Source organism: Brachybacterium sp. FME24 (assembly GCF_014897705.1).
Taxonomy (GTDB): Bacteria; Actinomycetota; Actinomycetes; order Actinomycetales; family Dermabacteraceae; genus Brachybacterium.
Map to the genome: position 1 here is coordinate 110264 of NZ_JABUXV010000007.1, position 15203 is coordinate 125466.

The following is a 15203-nucleotide window of genomic DNA, read 5'->3' on the forward strand; positions in this document are numbered from 1 at the left end:
TTGTTTCCCGTGGGCCTGGACCGAATCCCGGAGGTCAGAATGAGCACAGCTCACCCGTTGCAGCGGGTCCGGCCGCCCGAGGTGCTGCCTGCCGGGAGACGTCGGACCCCGGGCGGCGGCACCGCGACCCGCTCCCCGTCCGACGTCCTGATCGCCGCGCTGATCATCGCCTTCGGGGTGGCGCTCAACCATTCCAGCGTGATCCTCGGGTTCAACCTCTCCCTCGCCGATCCGATAGCGGCACTGCTCGCTCTCGCGTTCATCGCAGCTCGGCGCATGTGGGTGCCTCCCGCCCCCCTGCTCTTCTTCCTTCTGCTCTCGGTTCACCAGATCGGCGTCGCCCTGCTCCTCGCCCCCCGATGGACGCAAGCACCGCTCCCCTACACCGCCATACTCGATGACTACCTCAAGCTCGGGGCGACGTTCCTCTGTCTTCTGCTGGGAATGCAGGTCATCCGCGCCGGCCATACCCGTCTGCTGCTGCGCGCGTACATCACCGGCTCCGTGGCCGTGAGCTCCGTCGCGGTCGCCTCGATCGCCCTGCCCGCCCTCACCTCACTCGGGGACCTCTTCTATGGCGGCTTCCGCTTCCAGGGGTTGACCAACGATCCCAATTACTTCGCGGTGATGACAGTGGCCGCCCTGGCGGCACTGTGGTACGACTCCGAGATCCGGGCGCCTCTCCGCGTCGCCGCATCGGTGTTCCTCATCGGGGGCGTGCTGCTCTCGGCGTCCAAGACCGGGGCCATCGCTCTGGCTCTGCTGGTGATCTGGCGCGTCCTCGGCCTCCATACCGCCGAGGACGGTGCCCCCCGTCCACGCAGATTCGCGATCCCCGGCGCTGTGCTCGGTGCCACGAGCATCGCTCTGCTGCTGATTCCGAGCTCCGGGATCGGAGGCTCGCTCGCAGAGATCGTCGCGCGCACCCCGGCGCTCGAACGCCTGGCGCCTCTCCTCACCGATTTCGATGCGGCCATCGGTGCCGGCGGCTCCGAACGCGGTGACGCGTGGGCGGTCGCCGTCGCCATCATCCTGTTCTCCCCGCTCCTCGGCGTCGGGGTCGGGACGTACCTCACGGTGGCCGAGAAGATCTCGGGGAACGAGGTCCTCGCACACAACACATACCTCCAGATCGCCGCGGAATGGGGGCTGGTGTTCGCCATCGTGCTCTTCGTGCTGATCGCCCGGTACACGCTGCTGCGCCCGTCCTCGGCCTCACATCGAGCGGCATGGGCGATCAGCAGCAACGCACTGCTGGTGCTGCTCGTGGGATCCCTCGGCCTCTCCTTGAACAACTCGCGCCTCCTCTGGGTCCTGTTCGGCGTGACGATCGCGGCTCACCTGCTGAGCAGGCCGGCATCGTCCCTGCGCGACATGGCCAGGGGCAACTCCTCGCCGAACACGGGAACCGTTCACGACACCCGTGCTCTGCGGCGTCAACCACTCGATGAACCCCCTGGAGGCGAAGCATGAGACTCGTCCATGTCACGACCGTGCCCGGAACCCTGAACTTCCTGGTGAACCAACCTGCCCATCTCGCTGCACAGGGGCACGAGGTCGTGCTGATCTCCTCCCCCGGCCCCGCCCTGGAACAGATCGCCTCCTCGGAGGGTGCACGAGCGATCCCCCTTCCGATGACCCGGAGCATCTCCCTGCGGGACGACCTCACCTCGCTGATCAGGCTCGTCCGCACGCTCCGCCGAGTCCGGCCGGACGTCCTGCATGCACACACCCCGAAAGCAGGCCTGCTGGCCACGATCGCGGGACGCCTGGCCAGGGTGCCGGTATGCATCTACCAGATCCATGGGCTCCGCTTCATCACGGCCACCGGGGGGCGCCGACTGATCCTGAAGGGCACCGAGCTGATCGCCTGCACGCTCGCCCACCACGTACTCTGCGTCAGCCCCTCCGTGCTCGACCTCGCCGAGGATGAGCACGTCATCCGACGCGGCAAAGGACAGGTGATCGGATCCGGGACGATCAACGGCGTGGACGTGTCCGTCTTCGATCCGGCGCTCGTCCGGCAGGATGCCGGCGCGGCCCGTGCGACGCTGGGGATCCCCGCAGACGCACCGGTCGTCGGTTTCGTCGGACGTCTCGCCGCGGACAAGGGGGTGGCCGAGCTGGCCGCAGCCTGGAGCCGCATCCGCGAGACCGTTCCCGATGCCCATCTCGTGGTGGTCGGTGACGACGAGGCGAACGACCCGGTCGACCCGAACGTGATCGAGAGCCTCCGCCGAGATGTTCGAGTACATCTGGTCGGCCACCAGCCCGACGTGCGCCCCTACTACGGCGTGATGTCGGTGCTCGTGCTTCCGTCCGCTCGCGAGGGCTTCCCCCAGACCCTGCTGGAAGGTTCGGCGATGGGCCTGGCCACGGTGGGAAGTGACGTTCCCGGTGTGAGCGACGCCGTCCAGGACGGCCGGACAGGCCTGCTCTTCCCGGTCCATGACGTGGACGCACTGGTCGACTGCCTGCTCGAACTGCTCGAGGACCCGGTGCGGCGGAGGGAGTTGGGTGATGCGGGACGCCGGCGCGCCCTGGCAGAGTTCGACCAGCGTGACGTCCGCGAACGCTTCCTCGACTACTACCTCGACGCAGCCTCGGCCCGGAACGTCGACACCGCAGGCGGCGCCCCCGCCGCCCCTCCCGACGGTGCGCTGCAGGACGGGGGCCCGACCGCGGGTCGGGGACGCCGCCGGCTGAGGACGTCGTGAAGAACACCGCGTACCTATGGGTCATGGCCGGGCAGGTCGCGATGACCGCAGTCATCCAGATCGTCCCGATGCTCATGCTCCCCGTGGCGGGCTACGCCGTCTACGCGGCCGTCTACCTGGGATTCGCCGCTTGCCTCGCGATCCAGCTCGCAGCGATCTGCGATGTCTGGGCTCGTGTCCTGCGCCGGACGGGGTCCTCGGACGAGCTGCTGCGGACCTACCAGGCGGCGCTCACCAGCCTCGCCCTGGTGGGCGGGGCAGCGGTGGCGACCGTCGCGTTCGTCGCCGGCGGTCAGCCATTTCTGGCCTCGGCCGGCGGCATCGCGATCGCTGCCGCCCTGTACCGGGGCGGGGTCATGTACCGACTGGTCGCCGAGGGCCGGATACGTCGTGCCGGCGTGTCCGAACTCGCCGGTGCGGCGGCCGGGGCCGCCGCGGCGATCGCGGTGGTGGTCTCGGGCTCCTTCTCTGCTCCCACCGCTCTGCTGTGCTGGACCGTGGGCACTCTTGTCGCGGGGATCTCCGCCGGGATCCCGCCGAGCTGGAATCCTCGCGAGACCGTCGCATGGTTCTCCGGCCATCGCGAGGAGATCCGACTGCTCTCGCTCGAGACCGCCATCAAGACGATCGAGACGGTCGGAACCCCCTACGTGGTCGGTGCCATCGGTGGTGGGCTCGCCCTCGCGCTCCACCGTGCCGCGTCCTCGCTGACGTATCCGGTGCGCCTCATCCTCGACATGCTCCGGGCACGAATCATCAGCGGCTCGTTCAGCGCCAGCCCTCGCACTCTCGGACTGATCGGCGGCATCGGTGCGGTCGCCGGTGCTCTCGTCGCCGTCGGATTGATCGTCCTCGATCGATGGGGAATCCTGCCCCCCGGCACGATCGTGGAGGCGATGGCGCCGCACGCGCTCGCGGTGGCCGCCTGGGTGAGCACCCTGTCGATCTCCTCCTTCATCCAGTTCGCCGGCCGCGGCACCTTCACCGGTCGGCGGCTCATCGTGCGCCGCGTCGTCCACACGGTCGTCGTGCTGGGGCTGACGGCCTCCGGGGTGATCTTCTTCGGACCAGGAGCTGTGATCTGGTTCGCCGCTCTCTCCGAACTCGTCGCCTCCCCCCTCTGGATCCCGCAGCGCGCTGATCGTCGAGCCCTCGCGGCCGAGGTTCACGAACCAGCGCATTGAGGGGATCGTGGATCATCGTCATTTCCCCCACCACGAAAGACGCCCGCGCACTATATCGCCATATCGCCGGACGCCTACAGTTCGGACACTTCAGAAACAATCGAAACGGCAGATACCTCTATTCGAGTGGCCATCCATGAGAAACTCAGCTCCACACACTGCGCACGAACGTTCACCCCGACGAAACACGATCATCACGCGACTGGCAGTCATCGTGGCGATCGCCGCAACGTGCCTGATGGCCTGGACGCAGGTATCCACGATCATGACCGGACCACCGGCCGGCGGCTCCGATCAGGGCGCCCTCACACCTGCCGCCCTGGACGGCGAACCCCTCCTCATCAAGCACGGGTGGGACATACCGGACATCTCCTTCGTCGTCAGCAATTCCACGACCATGGAGCAGATGCCCTTCGACGGCGTCGTGATGCGGATGGATGACGGACTCAGCTCTGCTGTGCAGAGCCAGGAACCCGTCACCCATGAGGCGTTCAGAGGTACCTTGGCTCCCCTGGCGGACGCCGACCTGACGAGCATGAAGCACAACTTCTTGATCATCTATTCGACGCCGGCCGGTGACATCTTCGATAACTGGTCGACGCCGCTCAGCAACTACACCAATATGGCCAGAGCGGCGAACGAAGCGGGACTTGAAGGTATATTCTTCGACAACGAAGAGTACTTCGGAAACGCATTAGACATGGACGCCAACTGCGCTGGCGGCAGAACTGCAGATGAGTGCCGCACCCAAGCGTTCCATCGTGGCCAGCAAGTGCTGGATGCAATACGCTCAGGCTGGCCCGATGCTGAGATCCTCATCGCCCACGGCCCGTATGTCGGCGAAGCCGAGACGTCCGACTACCTCGACGCGCATGGCATGTCCTTCAATGACGTCTCCCGCACCAATGTGCTTCGCGGCGCGTTCGCGGCCGGCATCGCCTCGGCCACCGTCGGCAACGATGCGCAGTACATCGATGGCGGCCAGGTCTACTCCGCCAGAACCCTGCAGAACTTCACAGACCTGAAGTCGTGGCAGGAGGAAGGGTCACTCACCTCGGGAAGCCTCGTGCCCGAGGATCAGAGGCCGCAGTGGGCGGCCAGCACATCGGCTGCCTTTGGCGTGTACGACGCGTCCGCCAGCAGCCCTCCCATGAACCCCGGGGCATGGGAGGCCACGTTGACCAACGCCCTGCACGCCACCGACCGCTACGTCTGGGCCTACACCGAGAAGCACGACTGGTGGGGCACCGGCCACCCGACCTCCTCGGTGCCGGACACCTGGGTGGCCGCGACGCGCCAAGCACGCGACACCATCAGGTAGATCAGACCCCGGCCAGCTGCGTCCCCGGCCGCGCAGGCAACGCATGGCCTGCGCCCTCGGGACCCTCTCCGCCGCGGGTCATCCGGATACCCGTCAGTCCACGTGTCCGGTCACGCGCACGCTCTCGTACTTCGCCGAGACGACCCCGGTCGCGTAGTCCCGCCACGCCTCGTCGTCCTCGATGCCGAACGCCTGCGTGAGGTAGTAGCGAGGCACGTCGGCGCCGGCCAGGTGCACGAACGGGTAGCCGCCTCCGAATCGAGGGTTGATGTCGATGACCGTGGCCCCCTCGTCGTCGTCGAGGAACATGTCGACGTCGACGAGACCGGTGAGTCCGGCCGCGCGGGCGATGAGCTCGGCGTTGCGACGAAACGGCGCCGGGTCGACGGTGACGGCCTGGTCCGTCTCCCCCGCACGCATCCTCAGCTTTCGGCGAGCGAGAACCGCGCGCAGTGCTCCCGCATCGCGCAGGTCGCCGACGATGTCGACTCCGTGCTCCACGCCGAGCACTCTCGGTTGGACGATGACGCGATCGTCGGGCTCGAGATCCCTCCCGGTCGCCGGTGCGGACCGGGCGGCAGTCTCCACGGCAGCCATGGCCGCGCGCGCAGGCACGATCGCGAGACCGGAGGAGCCACTGCCGAACCGGTGTTTGACCACCACCTCCTCGGTCTGGTCGGCCATCGCCGTGATCGCTTCGCGATCACCTCCCCGGACTGTGGCAGGGGTGCGGACGCCGATCTCGTCCAGCTGGTGGGCCATGCGCAGCTTGTCGGCGCAGTCGAGCTGCCATCTCGGGCTGACCCCGGGCACGAGGACACCTCGAGAGCGGAGCTGCTCGGCGAGGTCGGAGCGCACGTGGAGGTGCATGAGTTCGTAGTCGTTCACGGAGACGTACAGTCGCGGTCGCAGATCCTCGACGAGATCGAGGAGCTCGACGGCGTACGCGGGGTCGGAGTAGCGCGGCAGCTGCCGGGCGACGTCTCCGTAGGACGCGGCGGAGCTCCAGGGGTCGTTCTCGGTGACGACGACGCTCCCGTCGAGACCGAGCGCGGCGAACGCCTCGCGGAACCAGTCGATGAGGTAGAGGCGCCGACCGGCCGAACCGATGACGATGGTGGGGGCCCCCATCACCCTCCGCCCCTTCCCAGCGTCCTCACCCACGTGGTGGGGCCGCTGCCCACTGCCTCGCGCTCGGGCCGGAAGCCCAAGCGGTCCCGGACCTCCTCGCACGGGCGGTCCTCGGGGGCGACCGTGAGGTGCACGGCGTCGGCGTCCAGTTCACGCGCCAGTCCCACCAGCATCTCCGCTGCGCGGTGCCGGATCAGCTCCGGCTCTGCGGCTCCCCTGTCCACCTCGATCCTCATCGCTCTCCCGGCCTCGCCCACACGATCCAGCTCGCACCGGGCGACGACGTCGCCCGACGACCGGTCCACGATCTCCCACGGACCGCCCGACCCCTCCTCGCCGACCGGCCGGATCTCATGGATCCCGATTCGGCGGGGACCGAAGAACTCGCTCATCGTGGCCTGCCCGTCTTCGGCGATGCCTTCCCGGCGGAAGACCTTGGGCACGGTGGCGAGCAGGATCCCGAGGTCGGTCGACAGGCTCCGGGTGCGGACGTAGCGGAGGTCGAGCTCGAACCTGTCGTCCCACGACAGCGCATTGCGCCCCGAGACCTGCGCCAGTCCCGTCAGACCGGGCAGTACCTCATGCCGACGTGCCTGCTCGAGCGAGTATCGCTCCAGATACGGGGTGCGCAGCGGCCTCGGACCGACCAGGCTCATCTCGCCTCGAAGCACGTTGATCAGTCCCGGGAGCTCGTCGAGGCTCGTGGCGCGAAGACGATCTCCGAAGGGGGTCATACGCTCCTCGTTGGTCATCAGCCCACGTTCCGGATCGGGATCGAGCATGGTGCGGAACTTCAGGATGGTGAAGGTCTGACCATGCAGTCCGGGCCGCTCCTGTCGGAAGAGCACGTTCCCCCCGAGCCTCACCCGAACCAGGAGCGCCGTTCCGAGCACCACCGGCAACAGCATGAAAAGCGCTCCACCGGCGACAAGAGCATCCCCGACCCGCTTGATCCGATCGTAGGTGGTCGCCGGCGGCGGGGACGAGGGCGGCATAGGGATCGACCAACTCTCCGTTGACAGAGATCTCGCGCTGGGAACCTCACCGGGAGAGGCGACCGCACTGCGCGACATTTCGCGCTAGATGGACATATAGTACATACCAGTACACCGACCCACGACGAGACAGGTGTGATCCCGTGCTTTCTCCAGCTCGAAGCGCCGTTGCCCGCCTGATGCCGAACGGGGCATCTCCACCCGTCGCCGACGAGGTCCGACGAACGCTCGAGAGGGACGACGCGCGCGCCTCGGAGGAGGCTGTCGATAGCATCGTGCGCCACGCCACCGCGACCGTCCCGTTCTACCGGCGCCGCGTCGGAGCTCCTTTCGACCAGCTGCCCGTGGCGTCCAAGCCGATGATGGTCGCCGACCCACAGGACTTCTTCGCCGTCGGCAGCCGACCCGAGAAGCTCACGTCGCGACTGTCCTCCGGCACCTCCGGAATCATGTTCCGGAGCTACTTCGATGACCAGCGCATCGCCCACCATCGCGCAGAGCTGGTCGGCATGTACCGCTTCCTGGGCGCGGACCCCTTCGGCTCCTTCCTGCACTGCCGGACGTGGTACCAGGTCACTTCTCGCCAACGGTCCTCCTACGCTCTCCGCGGGCAGTACCTGTACGCCGCCGAACAGGACGACCGGACCGTCCGTGATATCGCACGCTGGCTCAGGCGGCGTCGGGGCTCCGTCATCATCGGACTCTGCTCCTACATGGAGGTCCTCTTCGAACGCTTCGACGACCTCGGCCTCACCTTCGACTCCGGGACAGTCTCCGTCGTACTGGGCGGCGGCGAACCGCCGACCGCACATCTGGCCGAGTTGGCTCGGAGGCAGTTCGGCGTCGAACTTCGGATGCGGTACTCGAACACGGAGAACGGGCTTCTCGGAATCACGCCGGCCGGGTCCACGACCTACAAGCTGAACACCAGCGCCTTCCACGTCGAGATCCTCGACCTCGACTCCGATGAGCCGGCACCTGCCGGGGAACTCGGCCGGATCGTCGTGACCGATCTCCACAACCGTGCCATGCCCTTCATCCGGTACGACACCGGGGACCTCGGGCGCTTCACCCGCGACGCCTCCGGGCAGCTCGTGCCCAACACGCTGGCAGAGCTCGCCGGACGGGTGCGGGACTTCCCGATCGCGGGGACAGCCGAAGCGCCACGTCGCGCCACGCATTTCAGGATTCTCGAGCCGGTCGAACGGATCCGATCGATCACCCAGTTCCAACTGCGTCAGCACGCGATTGGACGCTTCACCTGGATCCTCAGCGCCGCGAGGTCCCCGCAGCTCGAGGCCGAGCTGCGACGGGTCCTCGACGACGAGATCGGCGACATCACCAGCTGCTCGTTCGTCTATACCGACGCCACCCTGCATTCGGGGGCCGGGAAGCGTCAGACATTCGTCAACGAGATCCCCGACCCCGAGGCCCTGCTCCGACCCGGGCGGAGCGAGATCGGCACGGCCACAGATGCCTGAGCTGAGACCGACGGGCGAGGGGTTCCACACCGAGCAGGACATGACCGACAGGGCAGTCGGAGTGACATCCACGGGAACGAGACGACGGACTGGGGCAACCATGCAGGTGCACACATTGGAGACCACGGACCCGGACTGGAAATCCTACCTTTCCGGCGCCCGCCACGACATCTTTCACATCCCCGAGTACCTCCGAGCGGAGGACGAATTCCGAGGAACGACCACCCAGCTCCTCGTTGTCGAAGAAGGCGATTCTGCACTCCTGATGCCCCTCGTCTTCTCTTCACTGCCTGACGGACTGAGCGATGCGTCGTCCCCGTTCCGTCATGCCGGGCCGCTCTTCACGATCGGCTCTACCCGGCAGTGGCGTCACGAGGCAGTTTCCGCTGCGCTCCGTCATCTGCGAGAGGCGGGCGTGATCTCCCTGTTCCTGCGCGCCCACCCCCTGTTCGGGCTCGACGAGTTCGCTGCCGTCGGAACGATCGTGGAGCACGGCCCGACGTTCGTGATCCCGTTGGACCGCCCCCTGGACGAGATCAAAGGGGGCATGCGGCAGAACCATCGTCGCAATATGAGGAAGGCGGAGCGAGCCGGCCACGTTGCGGAGCTGGACTCCGGCTGGGAGCATCTCGACGAGTTCCACTGGATCTATACGAAGACGATGGACCGCCTGGAGGCTCGTCCGGCCTACCGCTTCACTCGAGAATACTTCGAGAGCCTGCGCGATGATGTGGGAGGACTCAGTTCCCTATGGGTCCTGAGGATGGACGGCGAGCTGGCCGGCGCTCACGCGGTGACCGAATGCAACGGGACGGTCCAATACCTCTTGGGAGCGACGCATCCCGACTTTTATCAGAAGGTCCCGCAGGTGGCCATCTTCGACGCCGTTCTGCAGTGGGCCCATGAGCGGGGCAACACTGACTACTTCCTCGGCGGCGGCCTGCAGGAATCACTGCTGCATTTCAAAGCGGGCTTCACCCGGACGCAGCGGCCGGCATCGACAGGCCGCATCATCGTCAATCCGACCGAGTACGAGCGGCTCTGCTCTGCCTGGGAATCATCGAACGGCCCCCTCGCGGAGGGCGGGGATTCCTTCTTTCCCGGGTACCGCGCGCCCCTCGCACCAGCTGCGTGAGCGATCGAACCCGCCGGGTTCCCACTCCTTCCGCGGCGTGCTGACGGCGGCGATGCCGACGCCATGCCATCCTCCGCCCCTGGGGAGGTGCCGCCTCCAGGATCAGTCCCGGTCGGCGATCCGGGCCGTCACCGCGGACGACGTCGGCTGCGGTCGACGACGTGCCTCCCTAGGCCGCGCGTTCGGCACGGGAACCGAAGAAGTCCTCCAGCGCGGAGTCCACCCGCGCACATTCCTCGCCGGTCAGGCCCGACCCGCTGGGGAGAGCGAGCCCGGTGACGAAAAGACGTTCGGCGGCACCGGTGATGCCTGCGGGAGCAGACTCGAAGACCGGCTGCAGATGCATCGGCTTCCACAATGGTCGGCTCTCGATCCCGGCGCCCCTGAGCGCTGCCTCGAGATCGGCGGCGCCGAAGCCCGCCACCTCGGGATCGACGAGGACCGCGGTGAGCCAGCAGTTGTCGCGCTCGTCGTCCTCACGCTGGAAGACCTCGACTCCCGGCACGTCGGCGACGAGGCGGGCGTAGGCCTCGCGACGGTCGCGGCGTCGTTCGAGCATGCCGTCGAGCCGGTCGAGCTGTGCGAGGCCGACTCCGGCCAGGAGGTTCGAGAGCCGATAGTTGTACCCGATCTCCCGATGCTCGTAGTGGGCGACCGGCTCCCGGGCCTGGGTGGCCAGGAACCGGACCCGTGCCGCGGCGGCGACATCGTCCGTGAGGTACATGCCGCCGCCGGAGGTGGTCATCACCTTGTTCCCGTTGAAGGACAGGATGGCGGCGTCACCGTGCTTGCCGGCCGGGATGCCGGCGTGCTCGGCGCCGAGCGACTCGGCGGAGTCCGCGAGCACCCGCGAGTCGTACCGGCGGGCGATGTCGCCGATCCGCGTGTAGTCCGCGCAGCGGCCGAGCAGGTCCACGGGGACGATCGCGGGGACGGGCCGCCTCTGCCGGCGCAGTTCGGACATCACCTCCTCGAGCAGGTCCGGATCCATCTGGCCGGTTTCGGGATCGGCGTCGACGAAGTATGGGGTCGCCCCGGTGTAGGTGATGGCATTGGCGGTCGCAGCAAAGGTCATCGTCGCGGTGGGGACCACGTCGCCGGGGCCGACGCCCCAGGCGAGCAGGCCCAGGTGGAGGGCTGCGGTGCCGGAGCTGAGCGCGACCGCGTGGCGGCGCCCGAGCCGCTCGGCCATCTTCTGCTCGAAGGCGTCCACGGCCGGCCCCAACGGGGCGATCCAGCCGGAGTCGAAGGCGGTGATGACCGCGGCGCGTTCGGCATCGGACATGTCCGGGCCGGAGAGGAGGATCGAGGTCATGGTCTCAGAACCCCACCGCGACCGGGGCGCTCATGGACCCGCAGACGCTCCACATCGTGGCCATGAACTGGGAGGCATGGTGCAGGTCGCCCTGGTTCGGGACGTCCTGCATGTCCACGGGCGCCACCGGGACCCCGGAGATCAGAGGATGGGATGTGGGCTGATGGTTCTCGCCGTCGGCGAAGAGCACCTCATGCAGCTTCTCGCCCGGGCGCAGCCCCGAGTACACGATCTCGACGTCACGCCCCGAGGCCTCGATCAACTGGCGGGCCAGGTGCGCGATCGGGACCGGTTCGCCCATGTCGAGCACGAGGGCCTGACCGCTGCTCCCGACCACAGCGGCCTGCAGCACCAGCTGCACTGCCTCCGAGACCGTCATGAAGTACCGCGTGACGTCCGGGTCGGTCACCGTGACGGGGCCGCCCCGTTCGATCTGGGCGATGAAGGTGTGCACCACCGATCCTCGCGTCGCGAGCACATTGCCGAATCGCACGCTGACCCAGGAGCCACCCTCGGCGGTGAGGGACTTCTGCGCAGTCAGGCCCTCTGCGACCCGCTTGCTCAGGCCGAGCACGTTGTGCGGATCGGCGGCCTTGTCGGTGGAGATGTTCACGAACCGTTCGACACCGTAGCGCTCGGCGGCATCGAGCACGTTCCGGGTGCCGAGGACGTTGGTCTTGAACGCCTCGTCCGGTGCCTTCTCGAGCATGTTGACGTGCTTGAGCGCTGCGGCGTGGAAGACCACGTCGGGGCGGTGCGTCTCGAAGATCCGGTCCATCCGCTCGGCGTCGCGGATGTCCGCGAGCACCATGTTGTCGTTCCCGAGATCGGCCGTGCCGTCCATGGTCAGCAGGAGCGCATGCAGGGCGGACTCGTCGCGGTCGAGCATCACCAGCTCGCTCGGTCCGAAGGTGGCGATCTGGCGACAGAGCTCGGATCCGATGGACCCGCCGGCCCCGGTCACGAGCACGGTCTTCCCTGCCAGCATGCCCGAGATCGTGGTCAGGTCTGTCGCGACCGGACGCCGCCCCAACAGGTCCTGTGGCTGGATCTCACGCAGGTCGGTATGGCGCACCCCGCCGATCATCTCGCCCAGCGGCGGCACGATCTTCATCGTCAGCCCGATCTCGGCGGCTTCGGCGGTGAGCGCACCGATGGTGTCGGCGCTGATGAAAGGGGTGGCGATCACGAGCACGTCGGCGCTGGACCGCTGCACCGCCTCGGCCAGCTGCGCCGTGGTCCCCAGGACGGGGGCCCCGGCATGGCGCAGGTGCCGCTTGCGCGGGTCGTCATCGAGGAAGGCGACCGGTTCCCACACGGAGGAGGGGTCGCGGCGCATGGAATCGGCGAGCGCCCGGCCGACCTCGCCGGCACCGACGATGAGGGCTCTGCTCGTGGCGTCGGCCTGCAGGTGCCGGGTCTCGCGGAGGATGGCGAGGCGCACAGCGCAGCGGACCGTTCCGGCGAGCACCAGCACGATGGGGGCCGCGATGAGGGGCGCGGTCATCGGGATGATCCTGTCGGGGGAGAGCGCGTTCAGGACCGTGACGATGCAGGCGGCGGCCGCCACCACGACACCGAGGGGCATGATCTCGTCGAAGCTGCCGATCAGGTGGCGTCCCTGATGCAGTCGCAGAGTCCGCGCGAGGGCCGTGTAGGCGAGGACCGCTATCCCGGCGCACAGCAGCAGTCCGAAGAACGGCGTCGCCCTCCCGTCGAGCGTGACCCCGGCCGACAGGGCGGGGGTCTCCAACCGGAGCCCGGCGGCGATCCAGAGACCCACGAACCAGACGACCGCATCGACCACGGCGAGGGAAAGGGTCGCGGGCGGCAGCTCCCGGGTCCAGGCCGCGACCTGGGGGGACGGGACTGCGGACGCCTGTCGTGCGGCGGCCACGGGCGCGGTCCCCTCCGGCACGGCGCTCGCCGCGTCGGGCAGGGTCGCGAGCTCCTTCCGGGCGGCCGCCGAGCGCACTGTCCGCGCCCGCGCAGCGGCGGCTCGCCTCCAGGGCGCCTTCCCCGCACCGCCCACAGGTCGTGAATCGTCACGCAGAGAGAAGATGGACATGATTCCCCTTCCACAGCTCAGTGCGGAGATGTCACGGCCATCCCGATGTCCAGCATGTCCGCTTTGCCTGCCTTGTTCGTTTCGAGACCCTACACCCTTTATGTCCGTTTTGAGAAACATCTCAGGTGACCGATCGGAAACTTCTCAGGACTGACCCGGGACCGCAAAGGCGCAGGTTGAGCGCGTCGGAGGCGCGTTCGACGCCACCGGACGCACTCAGACACCGACGTCCACTGCCTGGACGTCGGTGCCTGAGTGCGCGGGTCAGCCCCGAGTGCGCAGGGTGCGGTGCGCGATGACCGCCGCCAGCACCATCAGCCCCGCACCGATGGAGCTGGTGAGGACCACCCCGGAATCGAAGGCGTGATGGGCGGATTCCAGCAGCGAACGCGCCGACGCCTCCGGGAGCTCCTCCGCGACACCCGTGGCGCCGCCGAGGGTCTCGGAGGCCGACTCCCGCTGGGACGCGGTGAGCTGCGCAGGCAGGTCGACGTGACGTCGATAGGCGGCATTCAGTAGGGACCCCAGCACGGCGGTGCCGAGCACCGCACCGGTCTCGTACGCGGTCTCGGAGATCGCCGAGGCGGCGCCGGCCTTCTCGGCCGGCACCGCGGAGAGGATCAGGTCGTTGCTGATGGTCTCGGCCGCACCGACGCCCGCACCCAGCAGGGCGAAGGCGATCAGCAGCGTCAGGTCGCTGCCCCAGGAGCCCGTGATCGCCACCAGGAGGTAGCCGGAGGCATTCAGCAGCAATCCGCCGGTGACAGCGGTTGCCGGGGAGATGCGGCGAACCAGGCGCACCACCAGCAGTCCCGCGGCGACGGTCACCAGCAGCCCGGGCAGCAGCACCAGCCCTGCCTCCATCGGGGAGCGCCCGCTGACCAGCTGCAGGTGCTGCGAGATGAAGTAGAGGAAGCCGACCAGGGAGAAGACGCTGAGCAGGTTGGCGCTGACGGCGCCGGTGAACACGGGCCGAGCGAACAGGGTCACGTCGAGCATCGGCTGCGCACGGGTCAGCTGGCGGCGCACGAAGGCGAACCCGGAGGCCAGTGCGACCGCGGCGCTGAGCACGGCGATCGCGCTCAGGCCGCTGCCGGCGACGGCCTTGATCGCGTAGACCAGCGGCGTCATGGTCAGCAGCGCCAGGGCGATGCTGATCGGGTCGACCGGGCCCGGAGTGGGATCCTTCGACTCCGGGACCAGCAGGGGGCCCAGGAGCAGCAGCGGCAGCATCACCGGTACGGCGAGCAGGAAGACGGAGCCCCAGGCGAAGTGCTCCAGGAGGAAACCGCCGACGATCGGGCCGAGGGCCGCGCCGCCGGAGAAGCCTGCCGCCCAGATCGCGATCGCGGTGCGCCGCTGCGTGGGGTCGGTGAAGATGTTCCGTATCAGCGAGAGCGTGGCGGGCATGAGCATCGCCCCGAAGAAGCCCATCAGCACGCGCCCGGCGATCAGGAGCTCCGCAGTCGGGGAGAACGCCGCGGCGGCGGAGATCACGGTGAACCCGAGGGCGCCGATCAGGAGCAGACGCCGTCGCCCGACGCGGTCGCCGAGGCTGCCCATGGGGACCAGCAGGCCGGCCAGGATCAGCGGGTACGCGTCGACGATCCACAGCAGCTGCTGACCGGAGGGGGTGAGCGCCTCGGAGATCGCGGGCAGGGCGAAGGCGAGCACCGTGTTGTCGACCGCGATCAGCAGCACCGGGAGCATCAGCACCACGAGCGCCCACCAGCGCGCGGCGGAGCCACGGAGGGCGCGGGTAGGGGCGGGGCTGATGACGCTCTGCACGGGAACTCCTGGATCGGGATGCGACGCGCTCAGGACTCGACGCGTGCGGGACTCGCCCTAAACTAGAC

General features: G+C 68.2%; 11 protein-coding genes. 6 read left to right on the forward strand and 5 right to left on the reverse strand.

Annotated features, from left to right (window positions below; translation table 11 throughout):
* Window positions 1-39 precede the first annotated feature (39 nt).
* From INT51_RS09675 to INT51_RS09690, 4 genes are all read left to right on the forward strand, one after another.
* Complete coding sequence (locus INT51_RS09675) at window positions 40-1473, forward strand: O-antigen ligase (RefSeq protein WP_193105093.1); 1434 nt, start codon at window positions 40-42, stop codon at window positions 1471-1473.
* Window positions 1470-2717: a glycosyltransferase family 4 protein gene (locus tag INT51_RS09680; protein WP_193105094.1), complete on the forward strand. Its 1248-nt coding sequence runs from the start codon at window positions 1470-1472 to the stop codon at window positions 2715-2717. The genes INT51_RS09675 and INT51_RS09680 overlap by 4 nt, the downstream gene beginning before the upstream one ends.
* On the forward strand, window positions 2714-3901 hold the full coding sequence (locus tag INT51_RS09685; protein WP_193105095.1) for a hypothetical protein: 1188 nt from the start codon (window positions 2714-2716) through the stop codon (window positions 3899-3901). The genes INT51_RS09680 and INT51_RS09685 overlap by 4 nt, the downstream gene beginning before the upstream one ends.
* Before the next feature lie 238 nt (window positions 3902-4139).
* Window positions 4140-5222 carry a hypothetical protein gene (locus INT51_RS09690; protein ID WP_193105096.1) on the forward strand — a complete coding sequence of 361 codons (1083 nt, stop codon included), beginning with the start codon at window positions 4140-4142 and terminating at the stop codon, window positions 5220-5222.
* Window positions 5223-5315: 93 nt separating this feature from the next.
* Here INT51_RS09690 and INT51_RS09695 read toward each other — a convergent pair whose 3' ends face one another.
* Both INT51_RS09695 and INT51_RS22675 read right to left on the reverse strand, forming a co-directional pair.
* Complete coding sequence (locus INT51_RS09695; protein WP_193105097.1) at window positions 5316-6353, reverse strand: ATP-grasp domain-containing protein; 1038 nt, start codon at window positions 6351-6353, stop codon at window positions 5316-5318.
* The gene (locus INT51_RS22675) at window positions 6353-7426 is read right to left on the reverse strand and encodes a sugar transferase (RefSeq protein ID WP_370540798.1); all 1074 of its coding nucleotides are present in this window, start codon (window positions 7424-7426) and stop codon (window positions 6353-6355) included. Before INT51_RS22675 ends, INT51_RS09695 begins: the two co-directional genes overlap by 1 nt.
* Before the next feature lie 65 nt (window positions 7427-7491).
* Between INT51_RS22675 and INT51_RS09705 the strand changes: the two genes are divergently transcribed.
* Both INT51_RS09705 and INT51_RS09710 read left to right on the forward strand, forming a co-directional pair.
* On the forward strand, window positions 7492-8829 hold the full coding sequence (locus INT51_RS09705) for a hypothetical protein (protein WP_193105099.1): 1338 nt from the start codon (window positions 7492-7494) through the stop codon (window positions 8827-8829).
* A 100-nt stretch (window positions 8830-8929) separates the two neighbouring features.
* Complete coding sequence (locus tag INT51_RS09710) at window positions 8930-9964, forward strand: GNAT family N-acetyltransferase (protein ID WP_193105100.1); 1035 nt, start codon at window positions 8930-8932, stop codon at window positions 9962-9964.
* Between the two features lie 169 nt (window positions 9965-10133).
* Here INT51_RS09710 and INT51_RS09715 read toward each other — a convergent pair whose 3' ends face one another.
* From INT51_RS09715 to INT51_RS09725, 3 genes are all read right to left on the reverse strand, one after another.
* A complete protein-coding gene (locus INT51_RS09715) occupies window positions 10134-11279 on the reverse strand; it encodes a DegT/DnrJ/EryC1/StrS aminotransferase family protein (RefSeq protein WP_193105101.1) in 1146 nt (381 codons plus the stop codon).
* 4 nt (window positions 11280-11283) lie between these two features.
* The gene (locus INT51_RS09720; RefSeq protein WP_193105102.1) at window positions 11284-13347 is read right to left on the reverse strand and encodes a nucleoside-diphosphate sugar epimerase/dehydratase; all 2064 of its coding nucleotides are present in this window, start codon (window positions 13345-13347) and stop codon (window positions 11284-11286) included.
* A gap of 264 nt (window positions 13348-13611) precedes the next feature.
* Window positions 13612-15135 carry an MFS transporter gene (locus tag INT51_RS09725; protein ID WP_304502139.1) on the reverse strand — a complete coding sequence of 508 codons (1524 nt, stop codon included), beginning with the start codon at window positions 15133-15135 and terminating at the stop codon, window positions 13612-13614.
* Between the last annotated feature and the right edge of the window lie 68 nt (window positions 15136-15203).

Excerpts from the sequence above, each read along its gene's own strand:
- INT51_RS22675 (WP_370540798.1), bottom strand. The coding sequence starts at position 7,426 with ATGTCGCGCAGTGCGGTCGCCTCTCCCGGTGAGGTTCCCAGCGCGAGA.
- INT51_RS09715 (WP_193105101.1), bottom strand. The coding sequence starts at position 11,279 with ATGACCTCGATCCTCCTCTCCGGCCCGGACATGTCCGATGCCGAACGC.
- INT51_RS09675 (WP_193105093.1), top strand. The coding sequence starts at position 40 with ATGAGCACAGCTCACCCGTTGCAGCGGGTCCGGCCGCCCGAGGTGCTG.
- INT51_RS09690 (WP_193105096.1), top strand. The coding sequence starts at position 4,140 with ATGGCCTGGACGCAGGTATCCACGATCATGACCGGACCACCGGCCGGC.
- INT51_RS09720 (WP_193105102.1), bottom strand. The coding sequence starts at position 13,347 with ATGTCCATCTTCTCTCTGCGTGACGATTCACGACCTGTGGGCGGTGCG.
- INT51_RS09710 (WP_193105100.1), top strand. The coding sequence starts at position 8,930 with ATGCAGGTGCACACATTGGAGACCACGGACCCGGACTGGAAATCCTAC.
- INT51_RS09680 (WP_193105094.1), top strand. The coding sequence starts at position 1,470 with ATGAGACTCGTCCATGTCACGACCGTGCCCGGAACCCTGAACTTCCTG.
- INT51_RS09695 (WP_193105097.1), bottom strand. The coding sequence starts at position 6,353 with ATGGGGGCCCCCACCATCGTCATCGGTTCGGCCGGTCGGCGCCTCTAC.